This window comes from Parasphingorhabdus sp. (assembly GCF_036568145.1).
Lineage (GTDB): Bacteria > Pseudomonadota > Alphaproteobacteria > Sphingomonadales > Sphingomonadaceae > Parasphingorhabdus.
The window spans coordinates 1-19777 of record NZ_DATCTC010000035.1; the positions used below are offsets into that span (position 1 = coordinate 1).

24 protein-coding genes are annotated in these 19777 nt (G+C 51.5%); 13 read left to right on the forward strand and 11 right to left on the reverse strand.

All coding sequences use genetic code 11. The features are described from left to right. The 4 genes from VIN76_RS14100 to VIN76_RS14115 form a co-directional block, all read right to left on the reverse strand. On the reverse strand, positions 1-537 hold a 537-nt coding region (locus VIN76_RS14100), incomplete at its 3' end, for a nucleotidyltransferase family protein (RefSeq protein ID WP_332042541.1). Next, the gene (locus tag VIN76_RS14105; protein ID WP_332042505.1) at positions 537-1406 is read right to left on the reverse strand and encodes an HprK-related kinase A; all 870 of its coding nucleotides are present in this window, start codon (positions 1404-1406) and stop codon (positions 537-539) included. The genes VIN76_RS14100 and VIN76_RS14105, both read right to left, overlap by 1 nt. A gap of 5 nt (positions 1407-1411) precedes the next feature. Continuing rightward, on the reverse strand, positions 1412-1690 hold the full coding sequence (locus tag VIN76_RS14110; protein WP_332042506.1) for an HPr-rel-A system PqqD family peptide chaperone: 279 nt from the start codon (positions 1688-1690) through the stop codon (positions 1412-1414). 122 nt (positions 1691-1812) lie between these two features. Continuing rightward, positions 1813-2241: a hypothetical protein gene (locus VIN76_RS14115; RefSeq protein ID WP_414696373.1), complete on the reverse strand. Its 429-nt coding sequence runs from the start codon at positions 2239-2241 to the stop codon at positions 1813-1815. A 224-nt stretch (positions 2242-2465) separates the two neighbouring features. Here VIN76_RS14115 and VIN76_RS14120 point away from each other — a divergent pair, with 224 nt between their 5' ends. From VIN76_RS14120 to phoB, 7 genes are all read left to right on the forward strand, one after another. Further along, positions 2466-3698 (forward strand): ATP-binding protein, encoded by a 1233-nt coding sequence (locus tag VIN76_RS14120; RefSeq protein ID WP_332042507.1) that lies wholly within the window; start codon positions 2466-2468, stop codon positions 3696-3698. A gap of 187 nt (positions 3699-3885) precedes the next feature. Further along, on the forward strand, positions 3886-4929 hold the full coding sequence (locus tag VIN76_RS14125; RefSeq protein WP_332042508.1) for a substrate-binding domain-containing protein: 1044 nt from the start codon (positions 3886-3888) through the stop codon (positions 4927-4929). A gap of 95 nt (positions 4930-5024) precedes the next feature. Continuing rightward, complete coding sequence (pstC, locus tag VIN76_RS14130) at positions 5025-6407, forward strand: phosphate ABC transporter permease subunit PstC (protein WP_332042509.1); 1383 nt, start codon at positions 5025-5027, stop codon at positions 6405-6407. Further along, on the forward strand, positions 6400-7668 hold the full coding sequence (gene pstA / locus VIN76_RS14135; RefSeq protein WP_332042510.1) for a phosphate ABC transporter permease PstA: 1269 nt from the start codon (positions 6400-6402) through the stop codon (positions 7666-7668). Before pstC ends, pstA begins: the two co-directional genes overlap by 8 nt. A gap of 75 nt (positions 7669-7743) precedes the next feature. After that, positions 7744-8541 carry a phosphate ABC transporter ATP-binding protein PstB gene (gene pstB / locus VIN76_RS14140; RefSeq protein WP_332042511.1) on the forward strand — a complete coding sequence of 266 codons (798 nt, stop codon included), beginning with the start codon at positions 7744-7746 and terminating at the stop codon, positions 8539-8541. A gap of 29 nt (positions 8542-8570) precedes the next feature. Beyond that, positions 8571-9296 carry a phosphate signaling complex protein PhoU gene (phoU, locus tag VIN76_RS14145; protein ID WP_332042512.1) on the forward strand — a complete coding sequence of 242 codons (726 nt, stop codon included), beginning with the start codon at positions 8571-8573 and terminating at the stop codon, positions 9294-9296. A gap of 4 nt (positions 9297-9300) precedes the next feature. Further along, entirely contained in the window at positions 9301-9996 is a 696-nt protein-coding gene (gene phoB, locus VIN76_RS14150; protein WP_332042513.1) for a phosphate regulon transcriptional regulator PhoB, read from the forward strand. 74 nt (positions 9997-10070) lie between these two features. On the opposite strand, the gene VIN76_RS14155 is transcribed toward phoB, so the two are convergent. The 3 genes from VIN76_RS14155 to epsC form a co-directional block, all read right to left on the reverse strand. Then, positions 10071-11432: a porin gene (locus VIN76_RS14155; protein ID WP_332042514.1), complete on the reverse strand. Its 1362-nt coding sequence runs from the start codon at positions 11430-11432 to the stop codon at positions 10071-10073. Positions 11433-11564: 132 nt separating this feature from the next. Next, positions 11565-11918: a DUF2794 domain-containing protein gene (locus tag VIN76_RS14160; RefSeq protein WP_332042515.1), complete on the reverse strand. Its 354-nt coding sequence runs from the start codon at positions 11916-11918 to the stop codon at positions 11565-11567. Next, positions 11915-12622 carry a serine O-acetyltransferase EpsC gene (gene epsC, locus VIN76_RS14165; RefSeq protein WP_332042516.1) on the reverse strand — a complete coding sequence of 236 codons (708 nt, stop codon included), beginning with the start codon at positions 12620-12622 and terminating at the stop codon, positions 11915-11917. Before epsC ends, VIN76_RS14160 begins: the two co-directional genes overlap by 4 nt. Positions 12623-12776: 154 nt before the next feature. Here epsC and VIN76_RS14170 point away from each other — a divergent pair, with 154 nt between their 5' ends. Continuing rightward, positions 12777-13700 carry a hydrogen peroxide-inducible genes activator gene (locus VIN76_RS14170; protein ID WP_332042517.1) on the forward strand — a complete coding sequence of 308 codons (924 nt, stop codon included), beginning with the start codon at positions 12777-12779 and terminating at the stop codon, positions 13698-13700. Here the strand turns inward: VIN76_RS14170 and VIN76_RS14175 are convergent. From VIN76_RS14175 to pgsA, 3 genes are read right to left on the reverse strand one after another with little or no spacing between them, the layout of a single operon-like run. Continuing rightward, a complete protein-coding gene (locus VIN76_RS14175; RefSeq protein WP_332042518.1) occupies positions 13697-14140 on the reverse strand; it encodes a molybdenum cofactor biosynthesis protein MoaE in 444 nt (147 codons plus the stop codon). The genes VIN76_RS14170 and VIN76_RS14175 overlap by 4 nt on opposite strands. Beyond that, complete coding sequence (locus VIN76_RS14180) at positions 14137-14382, reverse strand: MoaD/ThiS family protein (RefSeq protein WP_332042519.1); 246 nt, start codon at positions 14380-14382, stop codon at positions 14137-14139. Before VIN76_RS14180 ends, VIN76_RS14175 begins: the two co-directional genes overlap by 4 nt. Before the next feature lie 27 nt (positions 14383-14409). After that, on the reverse strand, positions 14410-14961 hold the full coding sequence (gene pgsA, locus VIN76_RS14185) for a CDP-diacylglycerol--glycerol-3-phosphate 3-phosphatidyltransferase (RefSeq protein WP_332042520.1): 552 nt from the start codon (positions 14959-14961) through the stop codon (positions 14410-14412). Positions 14962-15145: 184 nt separating this feature from the next. On the opposite strand from pgsA, the gene VIN76_RS14190 reads away from it, so the two are divergent. Continuing rightward, the gene (locus VIN76_RS14190) at positions 15146-16432 is read left to right on the forward strand and encodes an MFS transporter (RefSeq protein ID WP_332042521.1); all 1287 of its coding nucleotides are present in this window, start codon (positions 15146-15148) and stop codon (positions 16430-16432) included. A gap of 19 nt (positions 16433-16451) precedes the next feature. Here the strand turns inward: VIN76_RS14190 and VIN76_RS14195 are convergent, their stop codons facing one another. Next, positions 16452-16691, reverse strand: a complete 240-nt coding sequence (locus tag VIN76_RS14195; protein ID WP_332042522.1) for a hypothetical protein — start codon at positions 16689-16691, stop codon at positions 16452-16454. 260 nt (positions 16692-16951) lie between these two features. On the opposite strand from VIN76_RS14195, the gene VIN76_RS14200 reads away from it, so the two are divergent. The 4 genes from VIN76_RS14200 (at position 16952) to VIN76_RS14215 (ending at position 19705) form a co-directional block, all read left to right on the forward strand. Continuing rightward, positions 16952-17200, forward strand: a complete 249-nt coding sequence (locus tag VIN76_RS14200; protein ID WP_332042523.1) for a hypothetical protein — start codon at positions 16952-16954, stop codon at positions 17198-17200. A gap of 163 nt (positions 17201-17363) precedes the next feature. Further along, a complete protein-coding gene (gene hslV / locus VIN76_RS14205; RefSeq protein WP_332042524.1) occupies positions 17364-17906 on the forward strand; it encodes an ATP-dependent protease subunit HslV in 543 nt (180 codons plus the stop codon). 63 nt (positions 17907-17969) lie between these two features. Continuing rightward, positions 17970-19271 carry an ATP-dependent protease ATPase subunit HslU gene (hslU, locus tag VIN76_RS14210; RefSeq protein ID WP_332042525.1) on the forward strand — a complete coding sequence of 434 codons (1302 nt, stop codon included), beginning with the start codon at positions 17970-17972 and terminating at the stop codon, positions 19269-19271. Positions 19272-19303: 32 nt separating this feature from the next. After that, positions 19304-19705, forward strand: coding sequence for a GFA family protein (locus VIN76_RS14215; protein WP_332042526.1), 402 nt, complete (start codon positions 19304-19306; stop codon positions 19703-19705). Positions 19706-19777 lie beyond the last annotated feature (72 nt).

Below are 19777 nucleotides of genomic sequence, written 5' to 3' on the forward strand. Positions count from 1 at the left end.
TCCGGCGGTAAGCGGCAAAGTCGTATGGTGAACGTCGATCATCCTGTCCCGGTCACGGTGGATGAGCGGCGGCAATTCGTGCATGTGATCGCGGTAATACTGGTCATCATAAGGGTCCGGCTTCACCCATTCCCAACCGGCGTCCAAAAGCGCAGCCTCGATCGCAGGCAGTTGATCGCGCGCAGCCATGATATCAAGATCACCAATGCTTCTGCCAATCCCGGCATCAAGCCCCGCCGCAACATAAGCAGTCCCTTTCATCAGCACGGTCTTGCATTGTAACGGGGCAAGCACTCGCCGGGCGCAATCTGCCTCCCAAAGCGCCTGTAATCGCGCAAGATCAGCAGCTTCCGCCGCATCTTTCAGAACAGGTTTCACCTCATCCGGCACGGCAATATCCGCCAAACGATGTGCCAGACTCCCGAAAAGCTGTTCAGCACGGGCCATGCTGACAAGCTCTGTCCACCCTTCCCCGTCCAATGACAGGACGGTTTCCGGTTCCCGCAACGCATCCACTAAAGGCTGGGCATTGTGCATCATGGAAGCTTGCTCCAAAGGCGATCGATCAGCTCTTCCGCCTGCTCCCCAGATTGATAATCAATGGCCTTTGCCGGAACGGTATCGACAAATTTCGTGAGCGTCCGAAAACCCTTTTCACCCAGCGCGACATAGTTGGTCGATGCCTGTGTCAGGCGCACGAAAATCTCGCTTTTTCCCATGTCCCGCAAAGCTGGCTCATAACCAAATCGCGGAAACAGGAGCAATGTAGGCCGCGCTGTCTCCTTCATCCTGTGCACAGCATCTTTTGGCGGAACTATATGGCGGATATCTCCCTTGGGCGTCCCTTTCATCAGCGGTCCGAAACGGTTGTCTGGGACAATCGCTTCCATAGCCGTGATAGCCCGGTTTTTCAGACTGATCAGGCGCGGGAAGCTGTGCAGCATGAATGTATCGGGGTTGAGCAAGGCAAATTCATCCCCCATGAACCGCCAGCCCTTTTCCGCAAGCATCGCGGACAATGTCGATTTGCCAGAGCCGGAAAGACCGGTCATCAGCAACGCCTTGCCATCCTTTTCCACAGTGCTTGCATGCAGCAAAACATGCCTGCGCCAGCCCAGGGCCATTTGCAGGTTCATCCCCATTTCCGCCGCCAGCAGGCTCTGGCCCAGCGGCAAGGGCGCGGCATCGGGTAGCCAATAGTCCCCGGAAATATGAACCGATGGCCGGATATAGCGCCGCCACGGCTTCTCTGGCTCCAACCGGACCGTGAAATCGGCATATCCGTCTTGTGAGGCTGGATAATCCTTATAAAGTTCCGCCAGCAGGTCCAATGGCTCCTGCCATGATGATGCCACCCGGAAACGCGCCGGTCCCACGGTCAGATATAGCTGATGGAGGCCCGCCATCTGCGCTAGACCTGTTCCACCAAAGCTAGCGAACACAGCTCCTCCAGACGGGCAAGCACGACATCGGCTGTGTCGTCGTCCTCCTCCAGATCATAGCTGTTGGACAATCGCGCTGCGATATCATTAGCGGTTAGGCAGTCTGTCTCCATAACCTCCAGTATCGCGGGTACCGGATCGGCAACCATATGCGTAATCCCCGATGACCTCTGGAATATCAGGGTCATGCTATCCAAAGGATGCACAATCAGCCCATCGGAGGGTACGGCGCGATAAAGCTGGCTCATTTGCGGTTACACTATTCCCCGGACCCGGCCACAAATTGTAGCGGGTCATTCACACAAGCCTGTCTGCTAACATGGAAATGTTAATAAGCTTTGGCCTCTTAAGCGGGAAATCGGCAGATTGGTTATCGCGGCATTTGCAGGGATGCGTAGCAGGTAAAACCACTTTGTCCGGACTGTAACCGCCGGATATAATTCACATAGGCTTTTGACTGCTCATAAGATGTCCCCGGTAGAGACCGGCCATTCATCGCGCGCTTTACCTCTTCGCCAGTAAAATGGCGCCCCGCTGGCGGAAATGCGCCGGGCGTGTCTGGCGGAACGATCTTGCCATCGGCACCAATATAACCGCCCGCTGCGTGATTGCCCGGAACCGGAATTTCACAGTTAAGCACAGAGCCAGCTGTCTGTGCCAAAGCTGGCTTTATACTGATAACCGCAGAAGCCGTCACCGCACCCATAATCAAGGCACGGCGGCGCGTTACAACCGCTGCATTATCGGAAGCATCAAAACTGCCCGATAGTTTCTGGTCATGGTTCGACTTATCAGTCATGGCGCATAAACTTCCTCTAGTTTGCGCCTTTAGAGGCTAAAACGATTAAATACGAGTAAACAGTCACCCTCCATGTCAGGCGTCCTTAAACGGGACAAATTGACTTAAATGCTTAACCGACGAAACCGGGATCAGAATTGTAAGTAACAATTTGGATATACCCATTGCCGTTATTACATAAATCCGGATACACACATGAACCGGATCCTCTTGCATTGGTGAATATGAACTCTATCTCCCCCCTTCGCCTAGTTTTTGCTGTCCTGCTGATCGTCGGAGGGGCGGTTCTGGCAACGCAAATCTCTGCGCTTTTGTTACAGATTGTCATAATGACGGCATTTGGTGTTCTTGCTCTGGTCATTACTGCGTTGGAAGAACGCGAACCCCCACCACCAGATTTAAGCGTGATTGAACGCGAAAGGCAAAGAATATTCGATCAGGGAAAAGCGGAAGCTTATCAACAAATTATAGACCCTATTTCAGATCCAATCCTGATTGTACGCAATGCGAAGGTGACGACTGCAAATCCTGCTGCGAAGAATTTTCTGGGCAGTCATATTATCGGGGAGGATGTACGGATTGCCATTCGCCACCCCGCTGCTGCTGACCGCCTTGCCAATCCGAATGCGAAACATACCGGTAAACCAATTTTGCTGGTTGGTGTCGGCAGCGCCGGTCAACGCTGGGAATTGCGTATTCACACGCTGGCCGACGGTTTGAAGCTGGTCCAGCTTTCCGACCAGAGCAGCCATTATGCTGCCGAACGGATGCGGACAGATTTCGTTGCCAATGCCAGTCACGAACTACGCACACCACTGGCGGCTGTGAAGGGATTTATCGAGACTTTGGAAAATCCCGAAGCCGGCAAAGACGACGAAACGCGGGCCAGATTTTTGAAGATCATGTATCAGGAAGCAGACCGCATGCAGCGTCTGGTCGAGGATTTGATGTCTTTGTCGCGTATCGAGGCGGAAAAGCATCAATTGCCGTCAGAGCCGGTCAATCTGGCGAATCTAATATCAGACGTGAAAGATGTATTCCTTAATGGACGTAACAAGGAGGAAGGTGATTTCATCATTTCTGCCCCCAAAAATCTGCCAGTGATTCAGGGTGACTATGCCCAGCTATCCCAGTTGCTGCATAATTTGGTTACCAATGCTTTCAAATACGGCCGACCGGGAACCCCTGTAACTGTTGCGGTTGAACCCAATCGCGACGGATCCATGCTGCGACTGTCTGTTTCCGATCAGGGCGAAGGTATAGCCACAGAGCATCTCCACCGGCTGACCGAACGTTTTTACCGTGTCGACAAGGGGCGCAGCAAATCCATCGGAGGAACCGGGCTGGGCCTGGCTATTGTTAAACATATTACGGAACGCCATGGCGGCAGGATGGAAATTACCAGCAAGAAAGGCGTTGGCACAACCGTCACCATTTTTCTGCCCGTTATTAAATAATGGCGTCATTAACCTCGTCCATAAGTTTTCTGGAATCAGGAACAAGACGGGTCGATTGTAATATAACTGTCACAAATATGTAATCATAAGGACATTACGGACTTCTAGATGCGGGTCGAACGGTTGGAAATCACATCCGATTCTTGACCTGGTTTTCGAAACTCCACAACAACGGGGAAATCTAATAATGCTTAAGAAAATCGCACTTTTAGCGGTATCGTCACTCGCTTTAGCCGCATGTCAGGATCAGGCGTCTGGCGGACAGGGTGGAACCCGTAGTGAAATCCGAATCGTAGGCTCCTCAACCGTATTCCCATTTGCCAAGGCGGTTGCCGAAAAATTTAGCGCAGGCGGTGCAAATACTTCGCCCATTCTCGAATCAACCGGCACCGGCGGTGGAATGAAGCTGTTTTGCGCTGGTGTTGGCGCGAATACCGCGGATATTGTAAACGCTTCACGGCGAATGAAAGCGACCGAACTTGAAATGTGCCAGACAAATGGCGTGACTGAAGTTGTTGAAGTCCAGATTGGCATTGATGGCATTGCGGTTGCACAATCCAATGAAGGTCCGACGATCGCCTTGACGCCCAAGCAAATTTACCAAGCTATTGCAGAGCGGCCATTTGGTGAAAAAAATACGGCGAAGAAATGGTCCGATATAGATCCTTCACTCCCCAATATTGCGATCAATGTTTATGGTCCGCCATCAACATCGGGCACACGCGATGCGTTAACAGAATTGATTATGGAAGAGGGTTGCAAAACAGACGCGGCAACCAAGGCTCTTAAAGATAGTGATGAAGACGAATATAAATCCATCTGCCATAATGTTCGTGCTGACGGCCCCTATATTGATGCCGGTGAGAATGACAATCTGATTGTCCAGAAACTGAAAGCCAACCCCAATAGCGTGGGCATTTTCGGTTACAGCTTTCTTGAGGAAAATACCGATACCGTTCGCGGGGTACCGGTTTCCGGTGTCTCGCCAACTTATGATGCGATTGCATCGGGCGAATATCCCGGCGCACGACCGCTTTATATATATGCCAAGAAACAGCATGTTGGTGTTATTCCCGGTCTTCAGGAATATCTGACCGAATTTGTCAGTGCTGGTGGGAATGACGGTTATCTGGTAAAAATCGGGCTTATTGCATCACCGGATGATATGCGTGCAAAAATGGCAGAGACTGTCAAAAGCCTGCCAACATTGAGCGGGACTGAATTGGAATAATAATCGTTGGGGTGCGGGCTATTTTGATGTAGCCCGCATTTTTTAATACCCTGAATCTTGGGGTAAATACCAAATCAAGGACCAGATTTTATACCGTGACAGGCTCCATTCTCTTCTTGCTTATCATCGTTCTCGGTTGTGCGTCCTGGTTCTTTGGCCGCGTCAAGGCGAGGCGTTTGGTTATAAATAGCCCGGATAAGCGGCCCATCCATTCGCTACCCAGCTACCACGGCTGGTATGTTGCACTTTGGGCGATTGGCCCTGCTCTTTTGTTTCTGGCCGTCTGGAATTTTGTCAGTCCATCGCTTATCACGGAAGCAGCGCTGAGCAGTCCGGCGGCCGAACAATTGCCCGAGGCCCCCTTTGCCCGCGGTGCGATACTTGCGGAAGCCCGATCCATCGCGCTAGGCAAACAAACAACGGCGTTCAACCCACTCTCTCTAACGATGGTCAAGCCATATCAGACCGCCTTGTCCTATTATGGGACACTTGGCACGGTGGCCGTTTTGCTCTTGGTTTTTGCCTGCGGTACCTTTGCCTGGCTACGGATTAAGCCGGATCTGCGGGCGCGCACAAAGGTTGAACGGATCACGATGATGGCGCTGCTTATGGCTTCGCTCATCGCTACTATCACCACAATCGGTATATTTATCTCGCTGGTTTTTGAATCTTTTCGGTTCTTTTCGATGGTGTCCCCTCTGGACTTTTTATTCGGAACCGAATGGAATCCAAAATCTGTCGCGGGCCCGCCGGGCGATAGCGGATTTGGTGCCATACCTCTATTTTGGGGAACTATCTTTATTGGCGCTATCATTGCGATGATCGTAGCCATCCCGCTCGGTTTGATGAGCGCAATCTATCTTACCCAATATGCCGCACCAAAATTCCGCGCATGGATGAAACCGATATTAGAAATTCTCGCAGGTGTCCCGACCGTTGTTTATGGCTATTTCGCAGCACTGACAGTCGCCCCTGCCCTACGGGACTTCGCTGTTTCCATCGGTATTTCAGGCGCCTCTTCAGAATCGGCTCTGGCAGCCGGTGTGGTTATGGGCATCATGATTATCCCATTTGTTTCCTCTATGGCGGATGACAGTATTGCCGCCGTTCCTGCAGCGATGCGCGATGGTTCGCTCGCTATGGGTGCGACGAAAAGCGAAACCATTAAAAAGGTTTTGATCCCGGCGGCCCTACCCGGTGTTGTTGGCGGCGTTTTGCTGGCTGTAAGCCGTGCGATTGGCGAAACCATGATCGTTGTCATGGCTGCCGGTCTTGCCGCGAACCTAACCGCCAATCCGTTTTCCAGCGTGACCACAGTGACCACGCAAATCGTCCAGCTACTGACCGGTGACCAGGAATTTGACAGCCCCAAAACGCTCGCCGCTTTCGCGTTGGGCCTGGTGCTGTTCATCGTGACTTTGCTGCTCAATCTGATCGCGCTCAGGGTCGTTAAAAAATATCGGGAAGCTTATGAATAGCGCAGCCACCCCTGTAAAAAAACGCACGCCAACCGATTGGCAGGGTGCAGAAATGCAAAAACGTATCCGCAAGCGCTATGGCGCTGAACGGCGATTCAAGTTTATCGGCCTCGGCGCGGTTTTGATCTCGGCCGCTTTTCTGGCGTTTCTACTATTCGTGATGGTTGGTAATGGTCTTCGCGGATTTACCCAGACCGAACTGCCTGTTGAGCTAGATTTTCCGGCCATGACCGGCGGCGCTTCGCCAAGCCAGTTTGAAGGGCAGAATGCAAAGGCGAACCTTCGGACACTGGGCGTGCAGGATATTGTAGAAGCCAGCATCCAGATCCAATATGGCGAAGAAGGCACCAATCTGTTCTCGACTGGTGGATGGCAACGCGTACGTAAGGAAATCCTTAAAAATCCGGACATCGTCGAAACCAAAGCCACCATATACCTGCCCGTACAATCGGACATTGACGTTGCTTACAAGGGCACTGGCAGCGATAGTGCAGAAGCAAAAGTGGCTGAACTGAGTGACAGCTTAAGCACAGGATTCAACTGGAACTTCCTGTTCAACTCCGATGCAACAGACCCGATGCAGGTGGGCATATGGGGTGCGTTGAAAGGCTCTTTGATAACGATGTTCATCACGTTGATCATCGCCTTCCCCATTGGTGTACTCTCGGCCCTCTATATGGAAGAATATGCACCAAAGAACCGCTTTACCGACCTGATCGAAGTTTCCATCAACAACCTTGCGGCCGTTCCATCAATCATATTTGGTCTGCTTGGTCTGGCTGTGTTCCTGAACATTTTTGGCTTACCGCGTTCCGCTGCGTTGGTCGGCGGTCTGACATTGGCGCTTATGACCATGCCAGTAATTGTGATCTCGGGTCGAAACGCTGTAAAAGCTGTGCCGCCCTCTATCCGTGAAGCCGCATTGGGTATCGGCGCGAGCAAGATGCAGGTTGTGTTCCACCATGTGCTGCCGCTGGCGCTTCCCGGCATATTGACTGGCACAATTATTGGCATGGCACGCGCTCTAGGTGAAACAGCGCCATTGCTGATGATCGGAATGCGCGCATTTATCGCGACACCGCCAAGTGGTATTACAGAGCCTGCTACTGTTCTGCCGGTACAGATTTTCTTGTGGTCCGATGAAGTTAACCGCGGGTTTGTTGAAAAAACCTCTGCTGCGATCATTATATTGTTACTGTTCCTTCTAACCATGAACGCATTGGCTATATATTTGCGTAACCGGTTTGAAACCCGCTGGTAGGTTGATATGACAGAATTACTAGACTGTAGCAGCTCGATTGAATACCCGAATGCCCGTCCGAATGAAGGCTCAACTATGACAGAAACAACAGCCACTACCATCTCCGCCGGTGATGGGCCTCTGAAAATGACCACGCGCAATGTGAATGTTTTCTATGGCGAGAAACAGGCTATCAAAGATGTTTCTATTGATGTCGCGCTTGACAATGTTACTGCGTTTATCGGTCCTTCCGGGTGTGGCAAATCAACCTTTCTACGGTGTTTGAACCGGATGAATGACACGATCCCGATTGCCAGGGTCACAGGCAAAATCACATTGGAGGGTGAAGATATTTACGCCCCGCAAATGGATGTTGTGCAACTGCGTGCCCGTGTCGGTATGGTTTTTCAAAAGCCCAACCCGTTTCCCAAGTCCATCTATGACAACATAGCTTACGGCCCGCGCATTCACGGGTTGGCCAATAGCAAAGACGAATTGGACCATATCGTTGAAAGCTCGCTTCAACGGGCCGGCCTTTGGGGCGAAGTGCAGGACCGCTTGCAGGACAGTGGGACCGCTCTATCGGGCGGTCAGCAACAAAGGCTGTGTATTGCCCGTGCGATTGCGGTTGACCCTGAAGTCATTCTGATGGATGAGCCCTGTTCTGCATTGGACCCAATCGCAACGGCCAAAATCGAAGAGCTTATTCATGAACTTCGTGGCAAATATGCCATTGTTATCGTGACGCATAACATGCAGCAGGCTGCCCGTGTATCACAACGCACCGCTTTCTTCCACTTGGGTACATTAGTAGAATATGGCGTTACGTCCGATATATTCACCAACCCGACAGAAGAAAAAACACGGGACTATATTACCGGACGCTACGGTTAGCCGTTACGCGATTAGAGGAAACCCCGAAAATGACAAATAGCAGCATGGAACATACGGTTAAAGCCTTTGATACCGACATCAATGAACTGCGCGGTATGGTTGCGGAAATCGGCGGGCGTAGCGAGCAGGCGATTGCCAAAGCAATGCGTGCGCTGGAAAAGCACGACCTGAAACTGGCGGCAGAAGTTGTCGCAGAAGACAAGATTATCGACGATCTTGAAAAACGCATTGATGAGCTGACCATCCAGACCATTGCTTTACGGGCACCAATGGCTGACGATTTACGCGAATTAATTGCTACGTTCAAAATATCGGGCGTGGTCGAACGCATAGGCGACTATGCAAAGAATATCGCCAAGCGTGTGCCGGTTATCGCCAGCACCCATAAATTACGCCCCGCTTCTTTGTTGCCATCCATGTCAAACGTGGCATCGGAACTTGTGCGCGACTCTCTGGAAGCATTTGCCCGGCGTGATGCCGATCTGGCTGTGGATGTCTGCGATCGGGACCAGATTGTTGATGATTTCTACACCAGCATTTTCAGGTCAGTTGTCACCTTCATGATCGAAAACCCCAAAGATATCGGTGAAGCGGCCCACCTGCTTTTTATCGCCAAAAATCTGGAACGGATTGGCGATCATGCAACCAACGTCGCCGAAATGGTATATTTTGCCGCCAAGGGAGAACCAATGCCCGAACGCGACCGCGGTAATAGTCCCACCGATTTTGTGGATGAGCCTGAAGACGGGAGTTAGTAATATGGCCGGTGCGAAATTGTTACTGGTAGAAGATGACGCTGCATTAGCGGAGCTTTTGATCTGGAATTTCAAAAAAGAAGAATATGATGTTATCCAGACACCTGATGGCGAAGAAGCCTTGCTGTTGGTGAAAGAACATCGCCCTGATGTTATCCTGCTTGATTGGATGGTCGAAAACCTGTCCGGGATCGAAGTGTGCCGCCATCTGCGCCGGTCATCGGAAACAGCCAATATTCCTATCATCATGCTGACCGCTCGCGGTGAGGAAGAGGACAAGATCCGCGGTCTGGAAACCGGAGCGGACGATTATATCACAAAGCCGTTCAGTCCGCGCGAGCTGATTGCCAGAGTGAAAGCCGTGCTGCGCCGCGTGCGCCCTGCTCTCGCTGGTGAAAAGCTGGTCTTTGGGGATCTGGAAATGGACACTGTCGGCCATAAGGTCAAACGCAACGGCGATACAATCCCGCTGGGACCGACCGAGTTTAGGCTTTTGCGTCATTTTCTGGAGCACCCCAACTGGGTATTCTCCCGCGAGCGGTTGCTCGATTCCGTCTGGGGTCAGGACAGCGACATAGAATTGCGAACTGTGGACGTGCATATCCGCCGTCTCCGCAAAGCGATCAACGTCAACCAGCGTCCGGACATCATCCGGACTGTCCGCTCCGCCGGATATGCCCTGGATACAGAAGCGGCCTGATATAACCCTGCTCCTTATCACAAACAAAAAAGGCCGGTTTAATCCGGCCTTTTTCTTTGCTCTATCGCAATCTATCAGAAAGCAATCTGAGCCCTCGCGCCCACAACATCGACGGAATAATCATTGGGCGCACCGGGAACAATAGCCAGTGCATCGCCATAAGATAGTCGTCCGTAATTCAACAGGAAGCGGACATAATCAACTGGCGTCCAAATGAGCGATGCCATATAACCATCCTGTGTCCCGCCTATGATACCTGCATCGGTAAGATCAAGCCGGTCATAACGCACGTTGATTTGCCAGGCCCCTAAACCGCCAGAACCGACCGGGTTGCTCACTTTCACGCCCTTGAACAGACCGTCTTTATATTCGCGCGTGTCATCGGTCAGGAACATACCTGCTTCCACCGAACCGCCAAAAAATGTCGGATCAGCCAGACCGGGCCGGCTGACTGTCGCCCAATGACCTTCGGCAGCCGCATGGAACCGGCCTGAAATCACAGCCGCTTCCAAGCCGTAAGTTAGCTGCTCCTCGGCGTCCATATTGCCTGTGCTGATGAAGCGGGTATCAACGCTATGGATCAATGGTCGCTGACGATAGCGGAGAGAGTTTACATTATCGCCAAGATCCTTCCAGTGGACAGACCCACCCAAATGTAGCTGGGCATTGCCAAGTTTCGGAGCGAACACCACGCGGCCATCCAGACCTATGCTGTCATTCCCGTCGTCCAGATCAGCAATATTATCGGTGAAGACACCAGCCTGTAACAACAAATCACCTGTCTTGTAAGCGGCTGAAACACCGACCTGCCGTTCAAAACCAAAGGCATCGGTAAAGGCCGAACGCTCGATAAAGCTTGTGTCGTTGCTGCTGGACAATTCTTCCAGTGACTGGAAATTATTATGCTGACCAACTGTCACCGTTAAACCACCGGTTATATAATCAAGATAAGCGTCCGTTATCTCGACCCCGTCCAGAAGGTCGGCTTCCAGCTTGTATCCGAACCCGCCCGGAATCTTGCCTTGCACACCAAGCCTTACGCGGCGGGCCTCGTTTGAGAAGCCTTCACCCGGAATGTTGATTGTGGACGGAACGGATGACAGATTGTTAAAATCATAAAGGATCCGGCCCCGCGGCTTGAAGCTCCAGCCATCTTCCGTTTTTATTTCCGGAGCGCCTTTGAACTTGATGCTGGTTTTCTCTTTATCCTGCGCGATCTTTTCGACCTCGGCAACCTTTTCAACTTGCTGTTGCTGGGTATTTTGCACAGCACCTAATTGCGCGCGCAGGTTCGCAACTTCTTGCTCCATCTGGTTGAGCCGCTCCAGAAGAGCCGCCGCTTCCTCATCAGAAATAGGTGCTGCAAAGGTCTGAACGGGGGATAGCGCTAATATAGCGGCGCCAGTTGCTAGAGCTAGTTTCAGATGCATGCTCATAAGAGTCCTTGATGCTGTGTGACAAATGATGTCTCGGCTCTATGACAAGTACGTTTCGAAAAAGCGTCAATTTTATTGCAGTTTTTTGACAAAGGATTTGCTGAAAAGAAATCGGGCAAAAACACCCAATTGCTAGATCAGCTTCATCAAACGGCGTTCAATCGGAGCCAGCACAGCGGCAAGATCGTCACCGCGCTTCAATATCTGACCATGTTCGCCATGCAACATCCATTGGCCTTGCTTGTTCCGGTTCGCAGGGCGTTTTTCTATTCGGATTTGCGGCCGCTCAGAGGCGCGGCGAAAGGCGGAGAAAATGGCGGCATCTCTCCCCATATCCATCGCATAGTCCCGCCAATGACCGGCAGCGACCATCCGTCCGTAAAGGCTGAGGATGCGTTCCATTTCACGGCGTTCAAAACCGACCTGGACTGGATATCTTTCCTTTACCGGAAAAGCTGAGACGTTGGAATTTTCAGAGCGGCTCAAGCACTATCTCGGCTGCTTTCCGTGCCATCCGCGTCAGTCTTATTCTGATTCTGTGCAAATGCTGCGATACGTTTTTGCAATTGCTCCACCTCGCACTGCAGTACCTCCAGCTTCTGCGCGCCGGTATCGGCCGCCATTTCGCTGCATGGCGTGCCATAGGGAGTAAATTCTTCCTGATATTGCTCCACCTTGACCAGCATCGGACGTGCACGAACGCCAACCATTGTAGCGCCTTCCGGAACATCCTGAGTCACCACGGCATTGGCACCGATACGCGATCTTTTGCCAACCGTAATCGGTCCCAATATCTGTGCGCCTGATCCCAGAATGGCATCATCCTCAATCGTCGGATGCCGTTTTCCGCCAATACCATTCGCCGGATTGGTTCCGCCAAGTGTCACACATTGATAGATCGTTACATTGTCGCCGATTTCTGCCGTTTCTCCGATGACCGAAAAACCATGGTCTATAAACAGATGTTTACCGATTTTGGCTCCCGGATGGATATCAATAGCCGTTAATAGCCGGGATAAATGGTTCACAAAGCGCGCGAGAAAATACAGTTCACCCTTGAACAGCCAATGGGCCACACGGTGCAGGCCCAAAGCCAAGACACCCGGATATAGCAATATCTCCCAGCGGGAGCGCGGAGACGGGTCACGACTCTTTACAGAATCCAAATATTCTCCCAATTCCCCAAACATCTTCTTCTCCGGCAAATTACCAGTCCCCAAACTAAGGTTCCCGCCATGACTTTTCCAGTCTTTTCTTGCTACTGATTAAAAACTGGGCCTTTTTTGCACTCGCATTTATCACTATTATGAATTAATATGTTTCTACTCATTTAGGGGATCAATCATGTCTAATTATCTGCCCACCCTTAAACAGTTACAATATTTGGTGGCACTCGAAGACCATGGCCATTTTGGACGAGCGGCAGAAGCTTGTTATGTTACTCAATCAACGCTATCCGCCGGTATAAAAGAGCTGGAAACTCTTCTTGATGTTACACTGGTCGAGCGGACACGCCGGGTCGTGCGCTTTACCGAGCTTGGCAAACAGATGGTTGAGAAAGCACATCGCATCCTGCGCGAAGCCGAAGAGCTTGCCGACATGGCGCGCTCCGCCGGCAAGCCATTGGTCGGCGATATCCGCATGAGCGTCATCCCCACTATCGCGCCCTTTCTGTTGCCCAAGCTACTCCCCCAGTTGCGAAAAGACCGGCCAGAGCTCAAACTCTATTTGAAAGAAGAACCCAGCCAGGCCGCTTGCGATTCACTCCGGCACGGGCATGTTGATTGTGTTTTACTCGCACAGCCTTTTCCATGCGGCGACGTAGAATCGGAAATATTGTTTGAAGACGAGATCTTCATCGCCTTTCCCAAAGATGATCCGCGCGATCCGCCGAAGATGGTTGATCCAGCGATTATCGACGAAAACCGACTTTTATTGCTGGAAGATGGTCATTGTTTGAAGGATCACGCCCTTGCCGCCTGCAACCGCCCGGAACTCAGGGCTTCAGCCCGGATGATGGGCACGTCGCTACACACATTGGTGCAAATGGTGGACAATGGGCTGGGCCTTACAATGCTCCCCAAAATGGCGATTGATAGCGGGATATTGGATCATACCGATATTGTCGCGCGCCCGCTTATATCGGATCATGCCTTTCGCAATATTGCCCTCATCTGGCGCAAGAACAGCCCGCGCAGAGACGAATTCAAACTTCTGGCAGAGATCATGCGACAAACAAAGAGTTGGGATATTAAAAAGGCGGCTTAACCGCCCCAGTTTTCAGCAGCTTCTATATCCGACTGACGCTCCTCGACCCAGCTTTCCCTTCCATTGCTGCTAATTTCCTTTTTCCAGAAAGGCGCAGCAGTTTTAAGCTGATCCATGATATAGGCACAGGCCTCGATTGCCGCCTGCCGGTGGTCTGAGCATGTGCAGGTTAAAACAATCTGCTCCCCGATTTTAAGCCGACCAACCCGGTGAATGATCGTAATCCCGTGCAACGGCCATTTTTGCGAGGCTTTATCGGCGATATGGCGCAAGGCTTTTTCGGTCATCGCCGGATAATGCTCCAGCTCCAGAGCGACAAGATCGCCGTCGCCCCTCACCTGTCCGACAAAACTGGCAACCGCGCCGCCGCTAAGCACCGACAGATTTTCAATCTCTGCTCCGGCATCGAAACTGCCCGTTATGACCTCAATCTTTATCATCCGCCCGTAACTGGCGGAAATATTGCCAGTTCTTTGGCACCGGCCAGCGGCGCTTCTGGCCCAACAAAATCATGGTCCAATGCAAAGCGGAGCTTGTTCATGTTACAAAAAGCCGCCTGGTAGGAAGCATCAATGTCCCGCAAATGCTCAACAAGCTGCCCCACTGTCAGGGCCTTTGCCGGGCGAATGACAGTCTCTTGATCTCGGCCAAGCCGTTCCTTGACCCATGCGAAATATATCATGTTAATTTCGTGCGGCATGTGTGGCCATCAATCCATATGTTTCAAGCCGACCCGAAGATAGTCCCAGCCCGTAACCAGCGTCAAAATTGCCGCCGCCCAGAGCGTCCAGATTCCCACCGTCTGAATGAAGGCATATTGCGGTAAACCGCCCGCCAATATCAAGGCACCAAGCGAAACGAGCTGAAAAGTCGTCTTCCATTTGGCCATTTGGGAAACCGGCACACTCACCTGCAAACCGGCTAGAAATTCCCGCAAGCCCGATACCGCAATCTCGCGCAGCAAAATGATGAGGGCTGCAATGACATTATAGCCTTCTATATCGCCGCTTGCACAGAGGATCAGGATCACCGAAGCGACCATGATTTTATCGGCAATCGGGTCCAGAAATATACCGAGTTTCGAAACTGTGCCCTGTGACCGGGCAAGATAGCCGTCAAAATAATCCGTAATCGCCATTAACGCATAAAGACCGGTCGCGAGTAAATAACCCGCTTTCCAGCTTGGCCACCACAATAAACCGACAAGAAACGGCACTGTAAATATCCGTGAGAGCGTCAAGATGTTTGGCAGGTTTAACATATTATGCTGCCATAGCTAGGTTTTGGCCAAAGTGAAATCCTATCCTTGCCCGTTGATCCCAATGGAGGAGTTGCCAGCTATTCAGTGCCTTGCGATATCAGGCAACATCGTTAGGGTGTCGGTCAAGTCGACCCCTGCCTGACAACGCTCCACACGGGGCTCTACCACAGGAAAATTCCAAAGCATGTCATCCGCTCACCGATTACTAATGAAACGGCGTTTTTGGCCGCTTTTCCTCACGCAGATGTTAGGGGCTTTCAACGACAATCTGTTCAAGTTTTCGATGGTCATTCTGGTCACATATGGCATCTATAAAGACCCGGCACAGGATTTTCAGTTTAACGCCCTGGCATCCGGGATTTTTATCCTGCCTTTCTTTCTATTCTCGTCTCTGGCCGGGCAACTAGCTGACAATTATGACAAGGCGCGAATTACACGGTTTGTTAAAACGCTGGAGATTGTGATTGCGGTTATCGCCGCTAGCGGATTGTGGCTGCATTCGATTCCGGTCATGCTAACCGCCCTGTTCCTACTCGGCCTGCAATCGACATTTTTTGGTCCGATCAAATATTCAATCCTCCCACAACATCTGAAAAAGGACGAGGTGCTGGCAGGAACCGGGTTGGTGGAAGCCGGAACCTATATCGCTATTTTGGCAGGCACTATATTGGGCGGCATCATAATTGACCAAGATGGTAACGGCATTGAAATTGCCATAATTTCTGTGCTTATGGTCGCAGTAATTGGCCGGGTCGCCGCTCACTACATACCAAGTGCGCCGCCGCACAAAGAGGTCGAAAAAATCGATTTCAACTTCCTGCGCTCGTCCATCAGGCTCATTTCGGCGACAATGCATATCCGGAGGCTCTATCTTGCGATTGTGGCGATCAGCTTTTTCTGGACCATCGGATCGGTTCTCATCATCCAGTTCCCACCTCTGGTGGAAAATGTCCTGACCTCCACTCCCGCGGTCGCCAGCCTGTTCCTTGGTGTCTTCTCTGTCGGCATTGCGCTGGGGTCAGTCCTGATTAACCGGCTGCTCAAAAGCGAAGTCTCCGCCCGCTTTGCACCGTTTAGCGTGATTATGATGGGGGTTTTCGTTGTGATCCTCTATTTCATAGCCCGTAATTGGCAGGGCCTGCCCAATGGCGAGCTATACACATTCAGCACGTTCATGATGCTTGACGGAGCATGGGCCTTGCTGGGAACATTGGCTGGCGTCTCGATTTTTGGCGGCATGTTTGTTGTGCCGCTCTATGCTTTCTTGACGACAACAGTTGCGATCAGCGAAACAGCCAGGACGATTGCCGCGAATAATGTCGTCAATTCCGGATGTATGGTACTCGGCGCTGTCGGGGCCTTGGGACTGAGCTTGCTCGGCGTTTCAACCACAGAGCAATTGCTGCTCGTCGCAGCTTTGTGCGTCGTCGCGGCATGGCTTGGACAGCAACTGCATCTTGCCTGTGACTAGGGCTGGCGATTAAACGCGCTTAAAAAATGAAGGCAGAAAAAGCGGTAAAGAACGCCGTAAAGCTCAGGAGGAAGAGGCTCATATCCTCACTCATCCATTTTTTGGATTGTTTGCCAGTCTTCTCAACTGCCTGATTTTCGATATGCGCGACCAGTTCACGGGGCAAAGCGCGGCGGAAAGGGTGCCTTGCGGCCTCATTCCGAATCGCTAGAGCAGGAGCATTGCCAAGCGCGAGAGAACGGGTTCGACCTTCTTTCATGCCCATTTGTTAACAATTTGTTAGCTATTAAATCCACCGAAAAATGGCATTCCGGGATCTATGTCTTGAAATGATACAATTATTTTAATTGTTACAGGCAGTGTGATCTATCCGGAATCGGTGCTATCCGTGATTGTGTGATGTTTGCAACAATGGCCAAAAATAACGTTATTCGCGAGAAATCTGGTTGATTTCAAATGATTGTTGTGTCACTCCCATATTGACGATTTATCTAATGCGAAGCCTTAAAGGAGCAAATTATGCGTTTCGATAAAATTGGTATGGCTGCAGTTGCCGCCGCATCTCTGGTTGCTACACCTGTGTTCGCACAGGCTGCTCAGCCGGTTTCTAAGGTTTCTGAGGCTGTTCGTGCTGACGCATCTGCAGACAAGGAAAGCAAACTCGAAGGCGGATCAGGCATCATCATTGCTGTTCTCGCTGCCGCTGCAGTAATCGGTGGCATCATTATTGCCGCTGACGGAAGCGACGATTCGCCAACCAGCCCTTGAGCTCTGGCGATATATGATTTTAAGATGGCGGCCCTTTGGTCGCCATTTTTTTTGCGTGTTGAACAACAAATAGATACAAAAAATATCTAGTATGAGAGCAGTGGTTGCACTTGCCCGACAGATTTACCATATCCCGTTTATGACAAAAAATCAGCAGCATGGCATGCAAGACTGGCATGGCACCACCATCCTTTCCGTTCGTAAAAATGGCAAAGTCATCGTGATTGGCGATGGCCAGGTTTCCATGGGTCAAACCGTGATGAAACCCAATGCCCGCAAGGTTCGTCAATTGCACGACGGATCGGTCATAGGCGGCTTTGCAGGGGCAACCGCAGACGCTTTTACTTTGTTCGAACGTTTGGAAGGAAAGCTGGAACGCCACAGCGGCCAATTAATGCGCGCGGCTGTGGAACTGGCCAAAGACTGGCGCACTGACAAATATTTACGCAATCTCGAAGCGATGATGATCGTTGCCGACAAGGACGTGACCTTGATCCTGACCGGCAACGGTGACGTGCTGGAACCTACACAAGGTATTGCCGCCATCGGGTCGGGTGGCAACTATGCGCTTGCAGCGTCCAGAGCATTGATCGAATATGAAGAAGATGCAGAAAAACTTGCCTGCAAGGCCATGGCTATCGCTGCAGAAGTCTGTGTCTATACGAATGACCAGGTCACAATCGAAATGCTGGATAGCGCGACTTAGAGTTATGTGGGCTTTGCCCGCTAAATCGACACGCTTCCAATTTGCTTCCATCAAAGGTTGAACATGCAAAATAATCTTACTCCCAAGGCCATTGTTAAGGCACTTGATGAACATATCGTCGGACAGAAAGAGGCAAAGCGGGCCGTGGCCGTTGCCCTTCGTAACCGCTGGCGGCGCCAAAAGCTGCCCGCCGAATTGCGCGACGAAGTGACCCCGAAAAATATCCTCATGATCGGACCAACCGGTTGCGGCAAGACCGAGATTTCGCGGCGTCTTGCGAAGCTGGCCGATGCCCCCTTTATCAAGATCGAGGCAACCAAGTTTACCGAAGTCGGCTATGTCGGCCGGGACGTGGAACAGATTGCGCGCGACCTTGCCGAAGAGGCTGTTCGCCTTGAACGCGAGCGCCGCCGTTTGGCCGTGCGCGACGCGGCTTCCGAAGCCGCAATGAAGCGCCTGCTCGACGTTTTATGCGGGGAAAATGCCAGCGAAGCTACGCGGGAAAGTTTTCGCCAGCGCGTGATCGACAATCATATGAATGACACCGAGATTGAGATCGAGGTGGAAAATACACCCAACGCGCCGATGGATATTCCCGGCATGCCCGGACAGGTTGGCATGATTAACCTGTCGGACATGATGGGCAAGGCATTTGGCCAAAGCAATATGAAGCGGCGCAAGATGCGGGTCGCTGATGCGTGGGACAAATTGATCGAGGAAGAATCGGACAAGCGCCTGGATGATGACGACATCGCACGTCTGGCTATTGCCGACGCCGAGTCCAATGGTATCGTTTTCCTCGATGAAATTGACAAAATTGCGGTCAGCGATGTCCGCGGCGGATCAGTTAGCCGGGAGGGCGTTCAGCGCGATCTGTTGCCGTTAATCGAAGGAACCACGGTTGCCACCAAATATGGCCCGATGAAGACTGACCACATACTCTTCATTGCATCCGGTGCTTTTTCAATCTCTAAACCCAGTGACATGTTACCCGAACTGCAAGGTCGGCTTCCCATTCGTGTGGAATTGCGTGCGCTGACAGAAGAAGATTTTGTCCGCATTTTGACCGAAACAAAGGCCAATCTTCCAGAGCAATATATCGCTTTGTTAGGGACCGAGGATGTAACCGTCGAAATTACGCCCGATGCGATTGAAAAGCTGGCCCAGATTGCCGCGAATGTGAATGAAACGGTTGAGAATATCGGTGCAAGGCGGCTCCAGACCGTGATGGAAAAACTGCTTGAAGATATCAGCTTTGATGCAGAAGACAGGAAGGGCGAGACGATCACCGTTGACGCCGCTTATGTGGACAGCCAGCTTGCCGATGTTGCCAAGGATACTGACTTGTCCAAATATGTGCTATAAAACAGTCTGATAATAAATCTGAGGAGGGTAAAATGGCAGAAGGCGGATGTTATTGCGGATCGGTGCGCTACGAGATTTCGGGCGAACCGATCAACCATGCAATCTGTCATTGCCGCGATTGCCAGAGGAGCACTGGCGCGCCTTCTGTGGCGTGGATCATGCTGGCTCAGGACGGCTTTTCCGTTACCAAGGGCGAGCTTAAATCCGTCCATGGCAAAGCCGGGGCGGAGCGGCAGTTTTGCGCCAATTGCGGTACGGGAATCGCTTATGTAAATGCCGAGATGTTACCCGGCATGGTCGATGTGCAAACCGCCACGCTTGACGCGCCTGAAGAATATGTGCCCCAGATGAGCATCCAGCTTGCAGAGCAGATTCCATGGGTCAAAACAGCGCATGAAATGCCCGGCTTTGACCACTTTCCACCAATGGAATAGCGGACGATTATACGCTTTCCTAGTATACGCTTTTCAGGAAAAAATAACCGTTAGTCCTGAGCCTGTCGAAGG